11 protein-coding genes and 1 pseudogene are annotated in these 18249 nt (G+C 41.7%); 3 read left to right on the top strand and 9 right to left on the bottom strand.

Annotated elements, in window-relative coordinates:
- Positions 1 to 4 precede the first annotated feature (4 nt).
- Together VFM80_RS03545 and VFM80_RS03540 are read left to right on the top strand one after the other, a co-directional pair.
- Positions 5 to 1378 (top strand): efflux RND transporter periplasmic adaptor subunit, encoded by a 1374-nt coding sequence (locus tag VFM80_RS03545; protein ID WP_395069617.1) that lies wholly within the window; start codon positions 5 to 7, stop codon positions 1376 to 1378.
- An 8-nt stretch (positions 1379 to 1386) separates the two neighbouring features.
- The gene (locus VFM80_RS03540; protein WP_395069615.1) at positions 1387 to 2112 is read left to right on the top strand and encodes an ABC transporter ATP-binding protein; all 726 of its coding nucleotides are present in this window, start codon (positions 1387 to 1389) and stop codon (positions 2110 to 2112) included.
- An 83-nt stretch (positions 2113 to 2195) separates the two neighbouring features.
- Here the strand turns inward: VFM80_RS03540 and VFM80_RS03535 are convergent, their stop codons facing one another.
- The 9 genes from VFM80_RS03535 to VFM80_RS03495 form a co-directional block, all read right to left on the bottom strand.
- Entirely contained in the window at positions 2196 to 3299 is a 1104-nt protein-coding gene (locus tag VFM80_RS03535) for a DUF6588 family protein (RefSeq protein WP_395069613.1), read from the bottom strand.
- Positions 3300 to 3390: 91 nt separating this feature from the next.
- Positions 3391 to 4299, bottom strand: a complete 909-nt coding sequence (rsgA, locus tag VFM80_RS03530) for a ribosome small subunit-dependent GTPase A (RefSeq protein WP_395069611.1) — start codon at positions 4297 to 4299, stop codon at positions 3391 to 3393.
- Between the two features lie 170 nt (positions 4300 to 4469).
- Positions 4470 to 7013 (bottom strand): endopeptidase La, encoded by a 2544-nt coding sequence (lon, locus tag VFM80_RS03525; protein ID WP_395069609.1) that lies wholly within the window; start codon positions 7011 to 7013, stop codon positions 4470 to 4472.
- A 128-nt stretch (positions 7014 to 7141) separates the two neighbouring features.
- Positions 7142 to 8671 carry a DUF5723 family protein gene (locus VFM80_RS03520; RefSeq protein ID WP_395069607.1) on the bottom strand — a complete coding sequence of 510 codons (1530 nt, stop codon included), beginning with the start codon at positions 8669 to 8671 and terminating at the stop codon, positions 7142 to 7144.
- Between the two features lie 10 nt (positions 8672 to 8681).
- Positions 8682 to 10967 carry an ATP-dependent helicase gene (locus tag VFM80_RS03515; RefSeq protein WP_395069605.1) on the bottom strand — a complete coding sequence of 762 codons (2286 nt, stop codon included), beginning with the start codon at positions 10965 to 10967 and terminating at the stop codon, positions 8682 to 8684.
- Between the two features lie 254 nt (positions 10968 to 11221).
- Positions 11222 to 13891 (bottom strand): valine--tRNA ligase, encoded by a 2670-nt coding sequence (locus VFM80_RS03510; protein ID WP_395069603.1) that lies wholly within the window; start codon positions 13889 to 13891, stop codon positions 11222 to 11224.
- 54 nt (positions 13892 to 13945) lie between these two features.
- Positions 13946 to 14320: a GxxExxY protein gene (locus VFM80_RS03505; RefSeq protein WP_395069601.1), complete on the bottom strand. Its 375-nt coding sequence runs from the start codon at positions 14318 to 14320 to the stop codon at positions 13946 to 13948.
- 93 nt (positions 14321 to 14413) lie between these two features.
- Complete coding sequence (gene rsmB / locus VFM80_RS03500) at positions 14414 to 15733, bottom strand: 16S rRNA (cytosine(967)-C(5))-methyltransferase RsmB (RefSeq protein ID WP_395069599.1); 1320 nt, start codon at positions 15731 to 15733, stop codon at positions 14414 to 14416.
- 178 nt (positions 15734 to 15911) lie between these two features.
- On the bottom strand, positions 15912 to 17510 hold the full coding sequence (locus tag VFM80_RS03495) for a mucoidy inhibitor MuiA family protein (RefSeq protein WP_395069597.1): 1599 nt from the start codon (positions 17508 to 17510) through the stop codon (positions 15912 to 15914).
- Between the two features lie 294 nt (positions 17511 to 17804).
- Here VFM80_RS03495 and VFM80_RS03490 point away from each other — a divergent pair.
- A pseudogene (locus tag VFM80_RS03490) lies at positions 17805 to 18249 on the top strand (F0F1 ATP synthase subunit beta); the annotation flags it as partial.

The following is an 18249-nucleotide window of genomic DNA, read 5'->3' as shown; positions in this document are numbered from 1 at the left end:
GATAATGGCAAAACAAAAATCATCTTCAAAAAAGACATTGTACTGGGTTGGAGGAGTTTTAGGACTAATTATAGTTATAGGGCTTACGCTTCGATTTACAGGTGTGATCGGACAATCTGAAACAGGTAAAGAAGTTGAGACTTCAACCGCTAAGCTTAAGACCATTACCCAGTTAGTTTCAGCTTCCGGAAAAGTACAACCGGAAATTGAGGTTGTTATTCGTCCCGATGTATCCGGAGAGATCATTGAATTGGCTGTGAAAGAAGGAGACTTTGTACGAGAGGGTGATTTGATGGTGCGTATAAAACCTGATATATACCAGGCTCAGATTGATAACCTCAATGCTGTTTTGCTTACTCAAAAAGCCAGATTAGAACAAACCCGTGCAGCGTTGATCCTTGCAAAAGCAGCCTATGAGCGAGATAAGACATTATTTGAGAAAGACTTGATCTCAGAAATGGAATACATCCAGACAAAGTCTGAATTCGATTCTCAAACAGCCAGCTTTAAAGCTTCTGAATACCAGATTCAAAGTGCTGAAGCTCAGTTGCGACAGGCTAAAGAAGAACTTGAACAAACCGTAATACGGGCACCACAAAACGGAACGGTAACCGGTTTGACTGTAGAAGAAGGGGAAAGAGTTTTGGGTAATGCCCAGATGGCCGGAACTGAAATGATGAGAGTATCTTTATTGGATAGAATGGAAGTACTAGTTGAGGTAAATGAAAATGATATCGTGAATGTTGATTTTGCTGATACGGCACGTATTGATGTGGATGCATATCCCGAGCGAAGGTTTACAGGTATTGTCACGGAAATTGCTAATTCTGCCAGGGTAACTGGAAGCGGCACTAATGAACAGGTCACCAATTATCAGGTGAAGGTGCGCATCATTACTCCTCATAATATGGACAGCAGCTCTGATGAAATGGTGCGTAAAGAGACTTCGGAAGACCCGGAAGAAATGTTTGTACCGAATTTCAGGCCCGGAATGTCTGCTACTGTTGATGTGGAAACACAAACGGCATCAAATGTAGTTTCTGTGCCTATACAAGCCGTGACGGTAAGAGATTTTGCCAAAGACGAATCCAATGAAGATGAAGAAGCAGACTCAGCTGATATTGTTTTGGCAAGCAGTCAGGACAGTGATCTGATGATTAAAGAAGAAGATATTAGGAAAGTGGTATTTGTCGTTGAGGAAGGGAAAGCTGTACGGAGAGAAGTTGAAACCGGTATCAGTGATAATTCACATATACAGATCTTGTCCGGATTGGAAGCAGGTGAAGAAGTGGTAATAGGCAGTTACCGAACCCTTTCAAATCTTCTAAATGACGGTGATTTGGTAACAGTAAAAAGTAAAATTTCTCCACTAAACTAAATAATTTTATGTCTAGAAAGCCTGTAATACAGATAACAGATCTTACCAAGGTGTACCAAATGGGGCAAACTGAAGTGCATGCCCTTGCCGGGGTCAGTTTTGATATTCTGGAAAATGAGTATATAGCCATCATGGGGCCATCCGGTTCCGGTAAATCAACTCTGATGAATATGATCGGCTGCCTTGATACTCCAACATCCGGAGAATATATCCTGAACAATAACAGAGTCAGCAAGATGGATGATGCAGAGCTGGCTGAAATAAGAAATCGGGAAATTGGTTTTGTGTTTCAAACTTTCAATTTGTTACCAAGAACATCCTGCCTGGCGAATGCCGAACTTCCTTTGATCTATGCAGGCATGAAGTCGGCAGATCGTAAAAAGCGTGCAACTGAAGTACTTACAAAAGTCGGACTTGGAGATCGGGTTGACCACAAGCCGAATGAGCTTTCGGGCGGTCAGCGTCAGCGTGTGGCCATTGCCCGGGCTTTAGTGAATAACCCCTCCATTTTACTGGCTGATGAGCCTACGGGAAACCTGGATACCAAAACAGGGGAAGAGATCATGTTATTGTTTGAAGAGCTTTACCAACAGGGTAATACCATTATCGTGGTAACTCATGAGCAGGAAATTGCCGATCATGCACGACGCATTATCCGGCTTAGGGATGGAATCATTGAAACTGATGAAATTGTTGATTCCCCAGTTTTGGCTGACCATAACATTGCTGATTAGAATGTTCAATAAGAAAATTTAGATATAAAAAAAGGCGCTCATTTGAGCGCCTTTTTTTTTGTTCTTAAATCGATAGATGGAATTTATCTAAAGCTTATACCAATACCGGCATTTGCTGTGAAATAATTAGCAAGCGTTGCCTCACCATAGATAGCTAAAACTCCTAAACGCAGTCTAAAACCTGCCAGGGTATGAAAAGAACTTTCGCTATCCATTGAAAAAGAAATAGGATCAGAGAGGACAATGTAATCCTCTCCTGGAGTTATTGGATTGTAAGAAGGTACGGGATAGTCTCCATCCACACTTAGATCAAAAGTAGCTTTTTGGTAGCCAACACCACCATACACACTGATCAAAGGCAACGATTTACCGACTAAAGCATTTACAACAAATGTTTCGGTTGTAGTTACTACTTCTTGAGAGTTAAAGTCTGGAGTCGGATTGGAAGTGAGGTTAGGATCGTTAGGATCTCTTGTACCGGTTTCTTCCAAAGCTAAACCGGCATCAACACCGATCTTGTTATATCCAAGCATCAGAGAAATGTCTACAGGTAATAATTTACCTCCGGGCAGCCATTGAGAAAGCTCATGCTTTATAGCACCTCCAAATATACTGAAGCTTCCATAATCTCCAATCTTTGTTTCGGGGAAATAACGCAAGGTAAGATCCGTTTTTTTGACCAAACCTATGCTTGCTTGTACAATAGGGGCGGGCACAAATGAAAATCCGCTTCCCCCGGGCATAGTGAATTCACCAATTTTATTTGGGTTATTTGCGTCGGGATCATCATATATTTCCAATAGCGGGCCACTGCCTTTTGAACCTGCGATGGTAGAAGTTACAGGATCATTGCCATTGGCTACTACAATTTTATCAAGTCCAAGAGTAGAGATGTCAAATGACTGGTCTGAACCGGGCACTATTGCAATAGAAGGTCTTATTTGAAGGCTGAATCCCAGTGTTTTTTTGGGTGCAGCGCTTTCAGTCCATCCTGCATTTAGTCCGGTTCCGAAACCTGTTGGAAATGGTTTTAAATATTCTTTCGTCAAAATAGTAGCGTCATCGGCACCGGCTCTAAGAAAGGCTCCAATATCGCCAAGTTGTGCATAGGCTGTACTTACGGTAGCCATGCTTATTATCAGTAAGGTAAAAGCAGTCTTCATAGTTTTATAGTAGATGTTATTCATTAGTTCTCCTTGATATCTGTTAAGTGATGGATGTAATATCAGTATAATTTTGGAGAGAGGGAACACTTTCTTTGAAGTATTAAATTCTCCTTTACTTAAGTGAATCCAGCATATTCAGGTATGAATTGTATCTGCTGGCTGCGATCTCTCCACGTTCAAAAGCTTCTGCTACACCACACTTTGGTTCATGCTCGTGCGTACAATTGCTGAACTGGCAATTTTCTCTGGGCTCCAGCATTTCAGGAAAGAATAAGGAGAGCTCCCACGGTTCAATGTTCACAAGCCCAAACTCCCTGATTCCCGGAGTATCTGCTATAAAGCCTCCAAAACTAAGAGGTATAAGCCGTGCAAAAGTAGTGGTGTGTTTACCTTTGCTTGAGAAATCAGAAATTTCATTTACCTTAAAATCGAAATTTGGGTCTAAAGCATTGATCAAGCTTGTTTTTCCCACCCCGGAGGGCCCAATGAATGCAGTGGTTTTATCCGTTAGAAGTTCTTTTAGTTTTTTGAGAGATTGATGATCCTCAATGCTGGTGGTTAAAAACGCATACCCAAGGCTCGTATAAAGCTCCCTGAGTTCTTCTGCAAAAGCCTTTCCGCCACTCTTTGCAAGGTCCAGTTTATTGATAATTACAACAGCATGGACTTCATAGGCCTCACAGGTTACAAGAAAGCGATCTATAAACCCTTCTTTCAGTTTGGGTTGTTTTATCGATTGTACTACACAGGCCTGATCTAAATTGGAAACCAAGATCTGTTCGCCTCTTTTACCATGTGTGGCCTGCCGGGTTATGTAGTTTTCCCGCACATGGATCTTTTCAATATTTCCGGTTCCATCATCATTTATGGTAAGGTCAACCTTATCACCAACAGCCAGAGGATTGGTAACTTCTTTCCCTTCTAGCCTAAAGCGGCCGGGCAGTCTGGACTCAATTATTTCATCACCGGTATCAACAAGATACCAGCTGCCGGTTGATTGTATTACTCTTCCTTGTTGCATGCGCCAAAAATAAGGAAGAGTAAGGGATTAACAAGAGAAGATTTTAACTACCGATGAAAATTAATTTATACCCGGCCTAAGAATAAATTTATCAATTCATAAAAAAGCCACTTGCAAAGAAAGTGGCTTTTTAAAACATTGATGGTTAAAAAATTTATGTAATAAGCTTTTTAGTTAGCATCTTTGCTTGTCACATTAACATCTTCTGCAGGAATTTTACCATTACTTCCACTTACAGCGGCTTTATGTGATTCACTGACTTTGAAAAATTCTTTCGGATCTTGTACCGGTTCTTTTTCAAGTATGATGTCCAATAACGGTTCCATGCGATCCAAATACTCAACTTTGAGATTGCCTATCACATCTTCTTCAATTTCGGCAACATCTTTCTCATTTTTCTGAGGAAGCAATACCTGTTTAATGCCTGCACGTTTTGCAGCAAGCACTTTTTCTTTGATTCCACCCACAGGAAGAACTAAACCACGAAGAGTGATCTCTCCTGTCAGGGCAATAGTGCCTTTAACCTTTCGCTGTGTAAAGATGGAAGCAATGGCTGTCATAAGTGAAACCCCGGCAGATGGTCCATCTTTAGGAACGGCACCGGCCGGAACGTGGACGTGAAGGTCCCAATATTTAAAAGCTTCTTCAGGAATACCAATTTCATCAGAATGGGCTTTTAGGTATGATATTGCCAGCATGGCTGACTCTTTCATCACATCACCTAATTGTCCGGTGATATTCAATTTACCGGAGCCTTTCGAGACACTTGCTTCAATGAACAAGATGTCGCCTCCGTAAGGTGTCCAGGCTAGGCCTGTGGCTACACCGGGAACGGTTGTTCGCTCAGCAGCATCGCTAAAGAATTTGCGTTTGCCCAGATACTCCTCAACATCATCAGCATCTACAGCGAATTCTTCAATTTCATCAGATGCAATTTTGGCCGCTACTCCCCGGCAAACACCGGCAACCTGTCGTTCCAGGTTACGAACTCCGGACTCACGGGTATATTGATCTATAATCCGTTCAATAGCCTCATTAGTAAATGATATCTGTTTCTCGCTTAATCCATTTTCTTCGATCTGTTTAGGGATCAGATATTTCTTGGCGATCTGTGTTTTCTCTTCAAGTGTATATCCGCTGATATTAATGATTTCCATCCGGTCACGAAGTGGGGCAGGGATCGTATCCAGTGAGTTGGCAGTCGCAATGAACATCACTTTTGAAAGATCATATTCAAGCTCAAGGTAGTTGTCGGTGAATGTATTATTCTGTTCCGGATCTAAAACCTCAAGCAGGGCAGAAGTAGGATCTCCACGATAGTCGGCTCCCACTTTGTCAATTTCATCCAGCATGATTACGGGATTTCCTTTACCGGCTTTTTTCATGGAACGAATAATTCGCCCTGGTAAAGCACCAATGTATGTTCTTCGGTGTCCGCGAACCTCAGCTTCATCTCGAATTCCACCTAGGCTAAATCGCTCAAATTCGCGATTTAAAGCACGGGCAATTGATTTACCAAGAGATGTTTTACCAACACCGGGAGGGCCATAAAAACAAAGAATAGGAGCCTTCATATCTTTCTTTAGCTTCAATACGGCCAGATATTCTACAATTCTCTTTTTAACTTTTTCCAAGCCGTAATGATCTTCATCTAATACTTTTCGGGCATACTTCAGATCCAGTTTATCTTCGGAAAATTCTTCCCAGGGAAGATCTAAGATCCATTCCACATAACTATAGATGATCCCATAGTTTGGAGAAGCATTAGGTGTCATCTCCAGTCTTTGTAATTCTTTCTGAACGGTTTCTTTGGCGTCTTCCGGTAATTTTTTCTTTGCAAGCCGCTCCCGGAGTTTTTCAATATCCTGCTGTTCAGCATCTTCGCCAAGCTCTTCCTGAATGGCTTTCATTTGCTGGCGAAGGTAAAATTCACGTTGCTGATCGTCGATATCTGATTTTACCTTAGTGCGGATCTTTTCGCTCATATCCAGCACCTGAACTTCTTTCTCCAGAAATTCCATGACCTTGTCTAGATTATCAGAAAACTTACGTATCTCTAACAAAGACTGTTTATCTGAAACAGAGACATTGAGATTAGAGGAAATAAAATTCAATAAAAAAGTAGGGCTGTTTATGTTGTTCACAGCAATAGAAGCCTCCGAAGGAATATTCGGTGACATGTTAATGATCTTGCTTGCTGTCTCTTTGATGTTGCGGACAGAAGCATCCAACTCAAGCCCTTCGATGTCCATTTCTTTTGGGTAAGCTTCTACATCTGCCTTGAAGTAAGGATCACTTTGTGTGAAATTCATTACTTTGAAATTGGATTTGCCCTGAATTACAATGCTCTTACTGCCGTCAGGCATTTTAATGAGCTTCAGAATTTGAGCAACAGTACCGGTGGTATGTAAGTCCTTGTATTCAGGTTCTTCAATGTCTTCATTTTTCTGAGTAACAACTCCAATTATCTTGTTGCCTTCATAGGCCTCTTTAACAAGAGCAAGTGAACGGTCTCTTCCAACAGTTATAGGAACTACTACACCGGGAAATAATACGGTGTTTTTTAATGGTAGGATCGGGAGGTTATCAGGTATTTCAGCTTGTGTAAGCTCTTTTTCTTCCTCTTCAGACATTAATGGAATAGCCTGTTCAAAGTCGTCAAAGTTGTCATCGGACTGGTCCAGATCCTGAAATAAATCAAAACGTTGTCTCATAAAATAATTATCTGCGAATTTTTTTGTTTTAACTTAATAGAGGCAAATACGAAGCCATTTAACTTATCTTATACAAACCGTCATAATCACCCGCTGCCTGTCAGTAAAGTAGGGCAAAGTGTCAGGCATTAAAAGTGAAATTGAAGGGCAGCAACACCGGCGCCTGTAATTGTTGGTTGTTCGACTAATGAGGTGGGGGTAAAGATCGCTGCCAGAGAAAGGTCCCATTTTCTTGTTTCAATACCGGTGCCAATGCTTATAAAATCAGGGCGTTGTGCTTCAAATTGAACACCACCTCTCAAAGGAAGAAATGAAAACGGGCGCAGCTCCATTCCAAAAGAAGATATCAGCTTAGTTGAGTTAAATGCATTATTGGTAAGCCCAATGCTTACATCCCCCATTAGTTTAAAGCGGTTGATCTCCAGTAATGCACCCCCGTGCAGTGCTATGGGCAAGAGAGTGGCAAAAGTACTCCGGTTATTCGGAGTGCCAATAAAGGGGTTGTCTTCTCCAAATTTTTGAATGAAATCTATGTATTGACCTTTTCCTCCCACAAAAGCTTCATCAGCAGTTTGAGAAGGGGCTAAAACTCCTGTGGTTGTATCACTGGGAAAGGAGAGTGATATCTCATCGTTATTATAAGAAATAAAGCCAATGTCGGTCATTGAAAATGATAACCTCAGAGAACGTTTTGTTGGTTGCTGGTTACGACGAACTGCCGATAGGTCACTTCCTAAAGTGATCAGATAGGTAACCCCAATATCCAAACCCGCTCCAATTCCGTTCACATTAAAAGGATTTGATGAAAAAGACTGTGCATTGGCATCATTTATTGGAGTTCCGTTCAAATAGGCTATGGTTGAAGCTCCAAATTCTCCCGTTGCGTTATAACTAAACTTTTGAATTCGGTTTATGGTGTTTGTTTGTGTGTCCTGCTCATAAACGTTATTCCATTCTGCATTTTGATAGCCTGTTCCAATTACCAGTTTAGGGGCAATACCGATTATGAAATTGTCAATGCGGGGAGTGAGCCTTGTTAAAAACTGAAAAGACTCTGCGTACCCAAATGAGATCTCGTGCAGACTTTGATAGCGATGCGTCAATGAACGATCCAGAATATCAGTATCATCTGTTATGTTCTTAAATGAATCTGTATACCAGCCTTGACCCACCCTGATACTTGAAGATGTTCTGGTTCTAAGTGCAACAGAGAAAGCTTTGTTCTCCCTGATCCATTTCATGCCAATCAGTGTTGCATCAAATCTAAGCCTGTTATCCGACTGAGTAGTTTTTCCGGGATAATTATGCTCGAGAATTTCTGTTCTCTGCATTTCTGAAATGCCGGTATTTCCCGGTTTGTAGATGTTAATATAATTTTTGGCATTATTTAACTGATCCCCGGGGCTATTGTAATTTAAAACAGCATCCAAGTATGCACCTGTTATTCCAACGCCGAAAGAAAATGTACCTTCCTGCTCCTGAATCATAAGATTGGCCGGATTATAAAAATTAGCATTATAATCGGTGATGTAGGTACTTCCACCGCCACCAAGGGCTAAATTTCTTGGAGTAAATACCGGCTGAGCATAGCTTAATGCCGGAACTGTACAGAATAAGAGCAGAGAGAATATAAACTGCCGCATGTAAATGTCCTTCAAAACCTTTTATCTAATCTATTATCTGCAATGGGGCTGCTCGTAGCATGAGCTTTTTCTGGCCTCTGTTCTTAAAAAATACAACAACTTTGGCATCTGTTCCTAATCCGGTCCTTGAAATGATCTTGCCGGGACCAAATTTGTTATGTATTACTTTGGTTCCAACCTGAAAGGGATCTTCTCCATCTTCATAGTCATATTGAATGGTAGCAGAAGGTGATTTATAGGTCTTTTTTGTCTGAGATTGTTTCCAGTCGTAATCAACTTCATAATTTGATGAATCGGAGGATTTACTTTCGAAACGATCTTTCTTTTGGGTTATAGTTGCCCCGGTTTCTGTTTGCACAACTCCGGCATCCACTTCATCTAAAAAACGGGACCGGGCTTGCCGGGTTTCTTCACCAAATTTGAAACGGCTTCGACAATGACTGAAGTATAAACGTTGTTCCGCCCGGGTAATTGCCACATAGAATAGACGGCGTTCTTCTTCTATATCAACATCAAAATTATCTCTTGCGCCCATAGGGAAGAGGTTCTCTTCAAGTCCGACAATAAATACCACTGGAAATTCGAGGCCTTTGGACGCATGCACGGTCATAAGGGTAATGGCGGGTTTATCTTCATCAAACTTGTCGGCATCGGTAATAAGGCTGATCTCCTGAAGGAACGCGCTAAGCGAAGGTTTTGATTTTCCTTTAGAGTAATAGGAGATCGCATTTTGTAATTCTATCACATTATCACGTCTCATCATTGATTCATGAGAATTTTCTTCCACCAATGCCCTCATATAGCCGGACTGTTCCAGCATTGATTTTGTGACATTTACTAATGATTCCCCATTTTCCAGATCTTGTCGAAGCCGGTCGATCATATTCACAAATTCACGTACCCGTGCTTTTGCCGGCTTATAAACATCCAGTTCTTCTACATGCTGAATCACGCTCCACATGGACCTGCCTTCACCCCGTGCTTTCTTCAAGAGATCCTGAATGGATTTATTTCCTATCCCTCTTGATGGTTCATTTATTATCCTTAACAAATTCGTTTCATCATGAGGATTCACGAGTAACGTCAGGTATGCAAGTACATCTTTAATTTCTTTACGCTGATAGAAGGAGAGTCCGCCTACCAATTGATAAGTCAGGTCTTTACGGCGCAGAGCTTCCTCAAATACCCGAGATTGGTAGTTTGTACGATACAGAATGGCAAAGTCATTGTTTTGATAACCCTGACTCATTTTTAAATTCTGAATGTGGCTGGCTACCCGATTAGCCTCATCCCGCTCATCAAAATTTTCCAGTACCGTAATTCTCTCGCCATAGTCCTGCTCAGTCCACAGGGTTTTATTCAGCTGTTTAGTGTTTTGTTTAATGATGGAATCTGCACACTGAAGGATAGCTTTGGTAGACCGATAATTTTGCTCTAAAGGAACCTGGGTAGCATTTTCATAATCCTCTTTGAAATTCAGGATGTTGGAAATGTCAGCTCCGCGAAAAGAGTAAATACTTTGTGCATCATCCCCCACTACACAAATATTCTGGTATTTGTCGGCCAGCATTTTGGTCACTTTATACTGGGCGTGATTGGTATCCTGATACTCATCTATAAGGATATACTTGAAGCGGTCCTGATACTTCTCAAGTAAGTCAGGGTGTAGTTCAAAAAGCTCGATCGGCTTTACCAGCAGATCGTCAAAGTCCATGGCGTTGCTCTGTTTCAATCGCTTGTTGTAGACCTTATACACCCGAGCTGTGATATCATCCAGGGTACTGCTTACAAACTTTTCCTGATAGGTATCGGCAGCGATGAGCTGATTTTTGGAATCACTGATCTTGTTGTGGATGGTTTTGGGCTTAATCTCCTTGGGATCAAAATTCAATTCCTGCAAGATCTGTTTAACAACCGTCTGCGAATCATTGGAATCATAGATCGTGAAATCAGCTCCGTATCCGATCTTGTCGGCTTCAAACCGCAGGATCTTTGAGAAGATGGAGTGGAAGGTGCCCATCCATAGCTTTTTTCCCTTATCACCGATCAGATTTTGAATCCGATCTTTCATCTCCCTTGCGGCTTTGTTTGTAAAGGTAAGGGCTAAAATTTGCTCAGGAGCAGCTTTATACTGCTGAAGAAGGTAAGCGATTCGATAGGTGAGTACCCGGGTTTTTCCGGAGCCGGCACCGGCTACAATAAGCAGTGGACCATCGGTGTGGGTTACTGCTTTTTTCTGCTGTTCATTCAGCGTGGAAAGAAAGTCCGGCCGGCCTTTGGGTTCTTCAGATGGAAGTGAGAATGTTTTCATAGTAAAGTTAGTCGTCTTCCTTAGCGCTCTTCAAAGTCTTTTAATTATTCTTGTGTGACTCACATCCCTCTGGTTCAGACCTAAAGGTCTAAACCGGTCTCCCTTCCAAGGGAGATTTCTCACTTGCTATAACCTAAATCATAACAAACTCGGGTAATTTAATTAGTATCTGAATTTTTTAAAGAAAATTCCCTCTTAGAAGAGGGACCGGAAATGAGCTTGCTCATTTACAGGGGGATGTGAGTCAGATAAAATCATTCCTTAAAATCTTTCAACTGCTCTCTAAGTTTCTTTAAGCTGTCTTCGGTATCCGCTTTCTTTTTCTTTTCCAGCTCAACCACATTATCCGGGGCATTATTTACAAAGCCTTCGTTTGAAAGTTTTCCGTTAATCCCTTTTAAGAATCCTTCTAATCGATCAATTTCTTTTTGGATACGCTCCCGTTCTTTCTCAAAATCCACCAAACCTTCCAATGGGATATATATTTCATTTCCACCTACTATTGAGGAAGAATAGACTTTTGGTTTCTCAATTTCAGTACCAACCGATAAAGATTTAATACTTTCCAGTTTTTCTAAAACGATTCGATTAGCTAAAATTTCATCCGCTACCGATTGCTCTTTTGTCTTAATGAGGACATCCAATCCCTCCTTGGGAGATACATTCACTTCCGAGCGAATATTTCGGAGTGAAGAAACCATTTCCTGCAAAGTACCAAAAAGCTTGATGTCGTCTTCATTCAATTTAGAATCATCTACTTCCGGCCATTGGGAAACCAATAATGCTTCTTCAGTAGAACGCTCCTGAATATGTTGCCAGATCTCTTCACTGATGAACGGCATGAAAGGATGGAGGAGCTTCATCAGCTGCTCAAAGAAACCAAGTGCGGTATTTAGTTTTTCTTTGGGGATATTCTGCCCGTATTCCTCCGGCTTGGACAGCTCGATGTACCAGTCGCAGAAATCATCCCAAATGAGCGAGTACACTTTCTTAAGGGCATCATTCAGCTTGTAATTATCGAAGTCTTCATTTACTCCGGCAATGGTTTGTTGAATTCGTGCGGCCATCCAGCGGTCGGAGAGATCGTCTTTGTTGATCTCAGAAGTTGGTTCGTATTTCACACCTTCTTCCATATTCATAGTAAGGAAGCGGAAGGCATTCCAGATCTTATTGGAGAAATTCCGGCCTTGTTCGCAAAGCTTTTCATCGAAAGGGAGATCGTTGCCGGCGGGAGTGGCGAACAGCATTCCCATTCGAATTCCATCAGCTCCGTATTTTTGAATAAGTTCAAGCGGATCGGGAGAATTCCCAAGACTTTTGCTCATCTTACGACCTTTCTTATCGCGTACAATACCGGTGTAGTACACATTATCGAACGGTTTATCGTCCATGTACTCGTATCCGGCAATGATCATTCGTGCCACCCAAAAGAACATGATCTCCGGTGCGGTCACCAGATCCTTGGTAGGGTAGTAGTAGTTTAATTCTTTGTTGGCTTTTCCGGTTCGGATGTACTCGGGATCAAACACCGAAATAGGCCACAGCCAGGAGGAGAACCAGGTATCCAGCACATCCTCATCCTGTTTTAAATTCTCAAATTTTGAATTTTGAATTTTGAATTTTTCCTGTGCTTCGGCTTCGGTTTTTGCTACAACAAAGTCTCCGTCTTCATTATACCAGGCTGGAATTCTATGCCCCCACCAAAGCTGACGAGAGATACACCAGTCACGCACATTTTCCATCCAGTGACGGTAGGTATTTTTGAATTTTTTAGGGTGAAACTCTACGGTGTCATCCATCACGTTTTCAAGGGCGGGCTGTGCAAGCTCTTTCATGGAAACCCACCACTGCAATGACAAGCGCGGCTCGATCACTGCATCAGTTCGCTCGGAGTAACCGACCTTATTTCTATAATCTTCGGTTTTGAGCAGCAGATCAGCTTCTTCCAGATCTTTGGTAATTTGCTTTCGCACATCAAAACGATCCATGCCGATGTAAAGCTCGCCTTCTTCACTTACCGTGCCATCTTCATTAAGCATGTTGATGGTCGGAAGGTCATGCTTCTGACCGATATTATAATCATTCTCATCGTGGGCCGGAGTGATCTTCAAACATCCGGTTCCGAATTCCATATCCACATAATCATCTTCGATGATAGGTACTTCGCGGTTTACCAATGGCACGATCACTTTTTTGCCTTTCAAATGCGTATATCGTTCATCATCAGGATTTATACATACGGCCGTGTCACCCAACAAAGTCTCAGGGCGGGTAGTGGCGATGGTCACAAAATCATCTTCACCAAAGATCCTGTACTTGATGTGGTAGAGTTTCGAATTTACTTCCTTATGAATCACCTCTTCATCACTCAAAGCGGTTTTAGCAACCGGATCCCAATTTATCATTCGCGCACCGCGATAGATCTTTCCTTTCTCAAATAGATCAATGAACACATCGATCACGCTTTCAGAATACTCGGGATCCATTGTGAAGTTGGTACGATCCCAATCGCAGCTTGCACCTAATTTCTTGAGCTGTTCCAGGATGATACCTCCGTGTTCGTGCGTCCAATCCCAGGCATGTTCAAGAAACTCATCTCGCCCAAGATCACTTTTCTTAATTCCTTTTTCTCGCAGTCGTCTTACCACTTTGGCTTCCGTTGCGATGGAAGCATGATCGGTTCCGGGGACCCAGCAGGCGTTGTAGCCCTGCATTCTGGCTCGACGGACCAATACATCCTGTATGGTGTTGTTGAGCATGTGTCCCATGTGCAACACACCGGTCACATTAGGAGGAGGAATGACTACCGTAAATGATTCTCGTTCATCCGGAGTGGAGTGGAAGTAGTTGTTCTCCATCCAGTGGGCATACCATTTGTCCTCAACTTTAGAGGCGTCGTATTGTGCGGGAATTTCTTTGCTCAAATCAACAATGTTTTAACCACGGAGGGCACGGAGGTGCACAGAGTGGTAGAATTACTAATTAATTATTCTTTTAATACCATTTTTCATCAACGAGACGTTGAAGTTTAGAAGTAACCCAAGTGGGAAATTTCCTAGTTTTAGATAGCTAAGGACTTGGGCAAAATGAACCTTATTAAGACTTTCAACTGATTTCAGTTCAAGAACCAGTCTGTTTTCAACTAATAGATCTATCTTGTAACCACAATCAAGTTGAACATCTTCAAATTTAATAGGGATTGGTTTTTCCTTTTCTACCAATAGCCCTTCCTTCTTCAAAACATAAAATAAACACTCTTGATAAGCAGACTCCAGCAAACCGGGACCAAGTTCTTTGTGAACCCGAATGGCTGAACCAATCACTTTGTCAGTAAGCTCATCTAAGAGTATCATGAGAAATTTTTAAAATCACGGAGGATTCAAAGGAATACAGAGTATAATGTAATTGTAATTCTCTCTGTGTTCCTCAGTGAACTCTGTGGTTAATTATTTCACTCGTTTCAGGAGTACGCCGAAGTGGCCATCGCAGCCGTGTTTGTGAGGGAAAGTCTGGTAGGATTTTCCATCTTCAGCTAACACTTCTTCCGGGAGATAATCATCCAGCGGTTCCAGCTCAAAGTTGTCCATTTTGGAAAGGAACTTCTCGATCTGTTCCATATTCTCTTCAGGCTCTAACGAGCAAGTGCTGTAAACCAAACGGCCTCCTCGCTTCACCATGTTGGATGCTTCTTCCAATAATTCTTCCTGAAGGGCAACGGCGTTTTTCAGTCCTTCTTCATCTCGTCTCCAACGGAGGTCGGCACGCTTACTGAGAACACCGGTTCCTGTACAAGGGGCATCAAGAAGAACAGCATCGGCCAAGCCAAGGGAAACTTCCAAAACATCTCCGCCTTTGATCCGGATATTTTCTGCACCGTAATTCAGTGCATTTTCAGCAAGCATTTTTAGTCTTTCTGAGGAAATATCAACAGAAGTGATCTCACCTTCGCCCTGCATCAGATCCGACATCATGATCGATTTTGTTCCGGGTGCGGCACAAAGGTCGAATACTTTTTCTCCCGGCTGTGGGTCAAGAATGGTAGGGGCGAATCCTGCGGCAATATCCTGAACAAGGCAAACACCTTTTGCAAGCAATCCTTTTTCAATAAAGGGCTGAACGGATGCAACTTTATAATAATAAGGCAGCCAGTCGCTTGCCTCAAAATCTATATCCATTTTCTCCATGCGAAGCTCAAAATTCTCAGGCTTGGTACGAAGACTGTTCACACGTACATAATAGTGTGGCCGGGAATTGTTAGCCTGCATTAGCTGAAATGCTTCCCGTTCTCCAAATCTTTCTCTCCAACGCGCTACCATCCATTCCGGATGTGAAAATGTGGTAGCAACTAATTTGTTTCGATCTTTGAATCCGGGTTTAGGAAGTTTTTCACGATCACGCTGCAGGTTACGCATGATGGCATTCACAAGATCTCCGGTTTTGGAGCCTAATTTCATCTTGGCAATTTCTACCGCTTCATTGATGGCAGCATAGTCGGGAGTACTGTCCATGAATAACATGTCATATATGGCAAGGCGAAGTATATTCTTAAGTTCCGGTTTCATTTCTGCTACAGAAACACTGGAAAATTCATCGATCAGGAAATCGAGATAACTTCGCTTCCGTAATATATTCTGCACGTATTCTCTGACCTGAGCACGTTCACGAGGTTCTAACTCATTAGCATGTGCATAATCGAGCACCTGCTTTTCATCAAATTCTATAAGAATGTCTACACTTACCGAGCGTTCTGATAATTCAGTTTCCAAAGGAGTACGGGTTTTTAAAATTTTAATTACCGGCTATAAAAAAAGGTGATTGTTGTCACCTTGCTGTTACGGATGATGCAATAAAACAAGCCACGTTTTTAGGCGTGGCTCAAGAACCCTTAAAGATAAAATTTTAACGGGGGAGTTGCTAATGTAAGTATGAGCTTAAATTATATTTTTAATAAGTGATCTCCTTGCCCTTAGGATATTCGATTTCATAGCCGAGACGAAGGGTTTTTGTTTCACCGGGATCCAGTTGCAGATTCCAGGTGACGATCCCTGAATCGTTATCCAATATTCCGCCGGAAAGTTGATTTGAGTCTACCTCAATATTCTCATCTTGTGAAAGAGGTATCTGATCTTTCAGGGTAATTTGGATGGGATTGGATTTGGTATTTCTGATGCTTATCTCCCAGGAATGACTTTCGCGAACTTTATTGCCAAAGAAATTTCGTTCTTCAAATTCACGCAATTTCTCTCTTTCAATTACAATACTTTCATCTAATCCGAGAGAAACCTGAAGGCTGTCATCAAAAGAAAGGGGATCTATGTTTGTAGCACCTACATAAGTATTCTCAAAATAGATAGAGGCTTTTCCGGGGATCAGGTCAAGTTCTTCCCACTCCATGATCTTGCCCGTGAGATAGGCTTGTTCTGAAAACTTCGGTACGGATGAATAGTTGTAATTAGCGGGAACTTCTTCTCTTCTGAATTCAAGCGTGTGTTCCTTTCCGTCAGAGGGCACGGAATAGGGGATTTCAATTCTATAGCTGAAACTTGTTTGCCCCTGAATATTTTGAGCAGGGGGCGGAAGATTCATGGGAGCATCCAGAGACATTTCTGATTCCATCTCAATTCTATCCGAGTATCCGGTCACAACCACTTCATTCAGCCCTCTTTCTTTTAAAGCAGCCGGACGTGGGGCCTTGAATCCCACAAATACTGGATTGATTTCAGGTAAAGTGGAATTAAGTGTGGGATTTGCTGAACTGATGGTGACATTAGTTTCCTTCCAGTCTATGCCGGTATTTTGGTATATATTAGCTTTATAACTTATAGAAAGAGGTGCTGAAATATCAGTTCCCCGTATATCATAACTGGGATTCCATCCTGCGTTAAACACTAAATACTGCAGCTCTAAATTTATTGACTGACTCCGTTCTGAATTGATCTCCGCTATAACTTCAGAAAACCTTTTGTTTTGATCATTTCCATATTCTCTAAGTTGTGCAAGCACCTTATTTAATTCTGTTCTGTATGTATTAACTTTTTCGCTCAAAGAGATCTTTTCGCGTTCCAGCTTTGAAACCCTTGATCGATAAAGATCCAAAAGCTGTGAAAGTTCAGCCGCGGTCATTTCCTGATTGCTGATAATCTTTTCCGTACTTTCAAGTAACCGAAGTTCTCGTTCCAAAACCGAGAGATCAGAACTCAGGAAAGTTATCCGTTTTTGCAAGGTATCACGCCGGGATTGCAGCTCTTTCACAATGACTGGAGTTTCTTTTACTGCGAAATAATTTATTCTTCTGGTTAAAGAAAGAATGGTGAAGGCTTTGTCGCCCCGAAGTTGTAAGCTATTCTCCAATAGGGAAGGTGAGAGGCTTTCAAAAACAACGATATTTTTTCCGGGTTTTAGATCTACAGTAGATGTACGCTGAATTTGTGCTTGTTGCCTGTAAATTGTGACATCTTCTATTACCGACTGGGTTTTAAGTGAATCTGATGAAATAGATGTCAGATTTAAAGAGGTGATGACAATAGCTAAAATTAAGTTCATCTGAGTTCGGATTAGTTAGAGTGTTAACTGATAGTATGCACATTGATGTTAATAAAAAAAGCTACATATTAATGTGATAATAACTGATAAATCTGTTGGGTTATTATTTCCTTTTCATTTTGATAGCGCTAATAATCTTTCTTAAACAAATAGATTAGGTATCAATGTCATAAATCATGATATATGTGGTTGCCTCTCTTTATGTATCTCCCTATCTTTGACAGCCTTTGCAGTAGTGCATTAATAAAGCTACTAATCATCATAGCAAAAACTAATAAAATCGCGATTTAGCACATGAATAAAGGAAAGATAGCACAGGTAATTGGACCTGTAGTTGACGTTGATTTTTCAGACAGTAAAACTCCCGCTGTTCTCAATGCCCTTGAAATTGAGATGACAGACGGTTCAACCCTAACGCTTGAGGTTGCGCAACACCTTGGTGAAGACCGTGTGCGTACCATCGCGATGGATTCTACCGACGGACTTGTACGCGGTATGGATGTAACCGATACCGGAAAAGCTATCTCAATGCCGGTTGGTGAAGATATCAGAGGACGGCTATTTAATGTAGTAGGCGCTTCCATTGACGGTATCGATGCTCCGGAAGGAAAAGAGACTTATCCCATTCACCGCGATGCACCTGCTTTTGATCAATTGGCAACATCCAGTGAGATGCTCGAGACAGGAATAAAAGTTGTTGACCTGCTTTGCCCATATGCTAAGGGTGGTAAGATCGGAT

The sequence above is a fragment of the Gracilimonas sp. genome, from assembly GCF_035704785.1.
Taxonomy (GTDB): Bacteria; Bacteroidota; Rhodothermia; order Balneolales; family Balneolaceae; genus Gracilimonas.
The sequence above is the reverse complement of the archived record's forward strand: the minus strand, read 5'-3'. Positions and strand labels throughout refer to the sequence as shown.